At 61.2% G+C, this 5,715-nt stretch carries 5 protein-coding genes and 1 pseudogene; all 6 read right to left on the reverse strand.

Features of this window, described 5'->3' with window-relative positions; genetic code table 11:
- Positions 1-210 precede the first annotated feature (210 nt).
- Positions 211-762: pseudogene (locus M0D64_RS44450) on the reverse strand (DNA cytosine methyltransferase); the annotation flags it as partial.
- Positions 763-831: 69 nt separating this feature from the next.
- Positions 832-1,053 carry a hypothetical protein gene (locus tag M0D64_RS44455; RefSeq protein ID WP_266243687.1) on the reverse strand — a complete coding sequence of 74 codons (222 nt, stop codon included), beginning with the start codon at positions 1,051-1,053 and terminating at the stop codon, positions 832-834.
- Positions 1,054-1,699: 646 nt separating this feature from the next.
- Entirely contained in the window at positions 1,700-2,512 is an 813-nt protein-coding gene (locus tag M0D64_RS44460; RefSeq protein WP_266243597.1) for a methyltransferase, read from the reverse strand.
- 31 nt (positions 2,513-2,543) lie between these two features.
- The gene (locus tag M0D64_RS44465) at positions 2,544-2,861 is read right to left on the reverse strand and encodes a hypothetical protein (RefSeq protein ID WP_266243599.1); all 318 of its coding nucleotides are present in this window, start codon (positions 2,859-2,861) and stop codon (positions 2,544-2,546) included.
- 578 nt (positions 2,862-3,439) lie between these two features.
- Entirely contained in the window at positions 3,440-3,661 is a 222-nt protein-coding gene (locus tag M0D64_RS44470; protein WP_266243657.1) for a hypothetical protein, read from the reverse strand.
- 49 nt (positions 3,662-3,710) lie between these two features.
- On the reverse strand, positions 3,711-5,624 hold the full coding sequence (locus M0D64_RS44475) for a DUF3560 domain-containing protein (RefSeq protein ID WP_266243655.1): 1,914 nt from the start codon (positions 5,622-5,624) through the stop codon (positions 3,711-3,713).
- Between the last annotated feature and the right edge of the window lie 91 nt (positions 5,625-5,715).

A 5,715-nucleotide genomic window follows, 5' to 3' on the forward strand; every position in this document is an offset into this window, starting at 1 on the left:
TCGACACGCTGATTTTACGTATCAGTTCGTCGACGTCCCCTGCTCATAGGATCTGCAGACGTGCATGTGCCTGCGTCGCCATCGTGCCAAGCACGGCGAGCAGAGTGGCTGACTTGCGGCGGAACAGCAGGATATATTCATGCATCACGTAAGGCAGTTCCATGCGGCCGTATGTCTTGCGGGAGCTGGTGCAGTTGTGTTGCGCCTTTAACCATAACGCCGCATGAGCGCAACAATCTGGTCTAACAGCGAGCGCCCTCTATTTTTGATACGGGGCACGTTTTCAAAAATGATGAGTTCGGGAGGATCGTCGGCCCAGGCTTCGAGCATCAGCCAGACGCCGCGCAAGGTCAGCCGGTTAAGCGCCTGATACTTGTCGGTCAAGCTGAGGGACTGGGCCAGTAGCCCCGAAAAGCCTTTGCAGGGCGCGGAGAGAAACACGATATGCGGGCGCTCTCCGCCTGCTGCGCGGTGGATGTCGGCGGTGGTTGCCTCACGCCACCCGGTGGGCGGCTCGACCCCATGAAACGCCTTATATTGGTCGCGGTCAAACAGGTCCATCACAGTACCGCGCACGCCGGTCATTTTCTCAAAGTCACGGATCGCGGCCGGATCGACGTCGATGCCGCCGATGCAACGGAAGCGAGCCTCCATGGTTCCTACCCGCGCGTGTCCCTCGTTGAAGCCCTTTGCGCCGCCTCCAAGCCCCGCGAAAAAGTGCATGTGACGGATTTCTACCGGTAGCGTGTGCAGATTGCTCATGGTGATTCTCTCCAGTGTTGAGACGCGGCCCGACCTGCCTGATTCGGGCTAAGGTCAGAATGGTTTTTGTCAGGTAGCGGGTTTCCAGGGGCCACCGACGAACGTGCGGCACGGCGGCTGCGCGCTGTCGAGCGCGTAGCCTTCGACATACAGGCCCTCGGACGGACGCGAAGCGTCTACGTAGTCGTCTGCCTTCTTTCGCGTCGAGAACGCCTCGTGAAAAACCGCGTGGCCGTACTCGTCGTGAATGCTCAACACGAGAAAGACCATCGGTACGGCTGCGTCTGACATCGCACTCTCCAAGGTTTATTAGCTGACCGGGCCCCTAGATTCCGGAGTCCCGGCGTTGGTGGTTTCTGCTGAGTCGGCGGTGCATCTCGTCGTTGCCGCCGTTCCCCTGAGTTCGTCGTCCCGCGATCAAAGGAGACGCGGCCGTAGCTGGGTCAAGGATTCAAGCGCGGGGGGTTGGGGCGGGATGGAGCGAAGCGACTGACACGGCCCCGCGCGCCTTGACGCAGCGCAGGCTGTGGCTACGATCGCGATAGAGGACGGCGAACGAGGGGGACGGGAATTCGGCACGAAGAGCCGCGGCGAAGCGAAACGCCGCGCGGCGAGCGCGTTACCGAGCTGCTGCAGGCAGCGAGGCTGGCGGGGATGGCACGCGCCGGGGCGAGTCCGCGGGACGCGGCGCTGCCCCAAGAGCGGGGGTGATGTTGCTCCGTGACGCGGTGCTGTCGGCTTGCGTGACGGGCGGAGCCGGGCGCGCAAGGTGCAGCGGCACGGCTGGATCGCTGCGGCGGTACCGGAACAAAGCCGTCGGCATGGCCGGCGCCCAGGTCAGACCCGCTCACGGGGAAGCTTAGAAAACAGGGGAATGGTTGAACATGTCCGGAGTCTGAAACGGAGCCGGCGGACCTTCATCGTCATCTTCAATCGACTAGACAGTAAGCGCGAAAAGGTCCATCTGGTTGATCGGTTGCACACGTGCCACTGGGTGCGCTACGCGCGAGCCAGTTGGCGCATCTTCTTCCTCGGCCTCGAAGTCACAGATGACGATCTCACATGTCATCGTGACACCCTGCCACTCGTCTGCGTAACGCGAAGTATCCAGGCCACTGTTTGACCCCAGTTCAATACCGGTCTGGTCCATGAATTTCTGGCACTTAGCGGACACGGAATCCTGGAAGCATTGCACGCCTGACAGCATGAACGGCGCTGACAGTTGCGGGAGCAGAAATACGCCCCACTTTGCCACTCGCGAAGCCTGTTCAATCACCTTGTACTCGGCCTCTCCCCCTGTGTAGCGGCCCTGAAATCCATCGGCGCGGACGTGACCGTATGGCGGATTACTGATTGCAAAGTCGAATTTGGCCAGGTCTTTCCACCAGTCACTAAACACGTCCGCGTGAATCCACCTTGCATCGGGCATCACCTTGCGTCCTACCCGAACGTATTCCGCGTTCGATTCGACGCAAACAAAGTCTTTCGCCTGATACTCACAAGCGTAGGCGAGCGCGCCGATTCCCGCGCAAAGGTCGACAACGGTGTTTCCTCCGCAGACCTCGACAGAGAAGTCACGCGCGAGATCGGACGGCGTGAAAAACGCACCAATCTCCGCATTGTTGCTAGTCGCGCCCGGGTGATAGTTTTCGAGCACGAACGAACGTTCATCATCTGTCAGTCGCCGCTCGAGCGCGACCAGCTTATTGACCTCGGACATCGCCCTCGTTTGTGCTTTCGTGAGTTTCATTTCGTGTGTTCCTGAATTCTGTGTATGTGTATCAGCCAGCGAGCAGCGAAGTGAACGCGCCCTTTCCGTGGTTCACGCCCCCGCACGAACACTCGCAGCGCATGATCTTTCCCTGCGCATTCACACAACGCGCATCGCAGACGTGCTTGCTGGGGTTGGACTTGTATTCAATGACGCGCTCAACGGGGAGCGGGCCGCCCTCGCCTTCGATTGGATATCCGACCCACATGCTGAACCCGTCGCAACGTTTGCCGCGCGCGCCCGGGAACGTCGCAGCAAACTCCTTGTTGTCCATCCCATACGGGTTCTTGAGTTCACGCGTGCCGTTGAAGTATTTGAAACGTGCCATTCATAGCCCCTGCGTTTTAAAGCTGACCGGGCCCCTAGATTCAGAAGTCCCGGCGTCAGTTGTTTCTGCTGAGTCGGCGGCGCTTCTCGCCGTTGCCGCCGTTCCCCTGAGTTCGTCGTCCCGCGATCAAAGGAGACGCGACCGCAGCTGGGTCAAGGGTTCAAGCGCGGGGTGTGGGGCGGGATGGAGCGAACAGCGACTGACACGGCCCCGCGCGCCTTGACGCAGCGCAGGACGTGGCTACGATCGCGAGAAAAGGACGGCGAACCAGGGAACGGGAATTCGGCACAGAGAGGTGCTGCTGGCGAAGCGAAACGCCCCGCGCGGCGAGCGCGCACACCGAGCTGCTGCAGGCAGCGAGGCTGGAGGGGATGGCACGCGCCGGGGCAAGTCCGCGGGACGCGGCGTAGTCCCAAGAGCGGGGGTGCATGTTCACCGGGACGCGAAGCCGTCAGCTTGTGTGACAGGCGCAGCCGGGCGCGCAAGGTGCCGCGGCCCGGCTGGATTGCTGCGGCGGTACCTGAAACTGCAACGCCGGCACTCGGCCGGCGTCGGGGCAGATCGTGCGCGATCGCGCGTTACTGGGTCGTGGTCGTGCCTGGCTGTATGACGTGGATTTTCCCATCAGGCGTGAGCGTGAACTCACCAGGACCGGCCAGTCCAGTCGGCTTTTTGGGTTCGAAAATATAGATCGCGCCCGGCTTCATGTTTCGTTGCGTCTGCGGGACTTGCGTCTGTGCGCAGGCACAAAGCCCGATAATTGCCGCGATCGCGGCGGTACGGTATGCGGTGGCAAGCATTGTTATGTCTCGGTATCCGCGGCCATGTCTTGCACGGCCGCATGTGTTGTTAGAGGTCGATCGTCAGCAGCGCCGTGCGAACGTTGGTACCGGATTCGATAAAGGTTCCTTCCGGCAGCTCCTCCCACGTGCCGCCGTGAGCCTCAACGAGCGGCAACAGAATTTCTTGCTGACGCGGACCATTTGCACAGATCGCGACCAGTCGCCCGCCCGGATCGAGGAAGTCCAGAGCGCGGCGAATATGCGCGATGTCCTGCCCTTTTGAAAACGGCGGGTTGAGCAAAATCTTCGTGAATGTCCCGAGCTCGGCGCCGCATTCCATGAAGTCGGCACAGATCACCTTAACGTCGCCATATCGAGCGGCGAGGGCTTGCGAAAGCGCGTGATTGATCTCCACCGCGGTTACCTTGATTGCGCTCGGATCGATCGCGGCAAAGATAGCGGCGAGAATGCAGCCCGTTCCGGCGCTGAATTCGCCGACACGATCCCCGGCCTCGATCCTGGCCTCATCCACCATGCGATCGGCCGCGACTTCCGGCGTCGGGAACAGCTTCGGCGCGCTGACGACCTGCACGCCGTGCTTCAGTTGCTCGCGCATCGTGTCGAACTCGGTACGCTCGCGGGGCACATAGACGGGGGCCACGGCCGCGGGCTCCACCTGAGGCGCGACGTTGACCGACGCGGCCTGTGGTGCCGCCGGGGCGGGCGGGTCAATCCGCTTTTCATCGGTGATAAACACCTGCTTATAGTGACCTCGGCCGGCGTGCGCGCGGCGGAACTTGTAAGCGCCGTGTGACTCCGTAGCAGCTACGGTGCGCGTACCCTTGTAATTCGAATCGCGCTCGCGCCACTCTGCGCGGGTCATTGCGAGAAAATCCTCGCCGGGATAGTTGGCGAGTGGCGGCTTTGCGGCAGCTACCGCATTTGCAGATTCCGGCGCGCGGTAATCCTGCACGCTCTCAATCGGAGTTATCACGGTGCTTCGCCAGTGCATCACCTTAGGCGCGGGCGTTGTCACGCTGTTGACGCGGCCGTTGGACTTATTGACGCGATTCACCACGTACCACTCGCCACCGATCAGAACAGTGCCACCCACGACGATATCAGCGTTGTCTGTCACCAGACCGCCTGATTCCCCGAGCATGGCGCGCTCGTATTCGAGCCGGTTGTCGACGTGCGCGGCCCAGCGGCCATACCATGCAATCGTGCGCGCGTGCGCTCGCAGCACCCGCTCGCGGACCTGTTCAACATCGGCGTTTTCGCGCGAAAGGATTTCATAGATCGACGTGCTGGTTTCCTTGCCCTCCTCGCGAAAATAAATGTGGTCGTACTGCGCAATGGCTTTGGCTTTTTCGAGCGTGAGCGGGTCGGCCTTCCAGAGCTTTGCAAACTTCTCGGCGGTGTCGATTTCACGCTGATACTTGCGACGGTCTGCCTCCAGCCCCTTCATGCGTCGATGGCGCACACCAGGCTGTTCCTTGTATTTGGCATGTCGCAATGCGCCTTTGGCGCGCTCCGCCCAGTATCCGGAAGTCTCCCAAAGATTCACTGCACGCCGCATGCCGTTCTCGATGCGCTCAGCGTCACGGCGGGCGCGGCGTTCGCTATGGTGACCAACCAGAATAGGCTGTCCTTCCGGGATACGGCCCGCAATCGTCTGCACTGCTTCGCGCGCGGCGTGTGCTTCGCTTGCGCGCTTGCCGCTGTAGTCTTCGAAACGGTCGGCGCGCTCTTCCGCACGTTCGACCAGACTCGTGTCCTCGTCCCCAACCTCGCCGCACAGTTCAATCAGCAGATTCTCGCGCGCTGGAGTCCACATGGGGGCAACAAAAAGCCGCTGTTTGGGAGCCCATTTAAAACCGGCAGCATCCACGCGGCTGTATAGATCCGCGTCGAGGCGCTCCGATGCGTAAAGGCGCAGCTTGTTGTCTTCGGGTGAATACGTGGCGGTGAGTGTCTGCATTTAAGGTTCTCCAAAGGAGGTTTGAGCTGACCGGGCCCCTAGATTCCGAAGTCCCGGCGTTGGTGGTTTCTGCTGAGTCGGCGGTGCTTCT

Origin of the sequence: Paraburkholderia sp. WS6 (assembly GCF_030464835.1) — a bacterium.
Classification (GTDB): domain Bacteria; phylum Pseudomonadota; class Gammaproteobacteria; order Burkholderiales; family Burkholderiaceae; genus Paraburkholderia; species Paraburkholderia madseniana.

Bases quoted from the DNA above. Each gene is read 5' to 3' on its own strand.
- M0D64_RS44460 (WP_266243597.1), bottom strand. From the start codon at position 2,512: ATGAAACTCACGAAAGCACAAACGAGGGCGATGTCCGAGGTCAATAAG.
- M0D64_RS44455 (WP_266243687.1), bottom strand. From the start codon at position 1,053: ATGTCAGACGCAGCCGTACCGATGGTCTTTCTCGTGTTGAGCATTCAC.
- M0D64_RS44465 (WP_266243599.1), bottom strand. From the start codon at position 2,861: ATGGCACGTTTCAAATACTTCAACGGCACGCGTGAACTCAAGAACCCG.
- M0D64_RS44475 (WP_266243655.1), bottom strand. From the start codon at position 5,624: ATGCAGACACTCACCGCCACGTATTCACCCGAAGACAACAAGCTGCGC.
- M0D64_RS44470 (WP_266243657.1), bottom strand. From the start codon at position 3,661: ATGCTTGCCACCGCATACCGTACCGCCGCGATCGCGGCAATTATCGGG.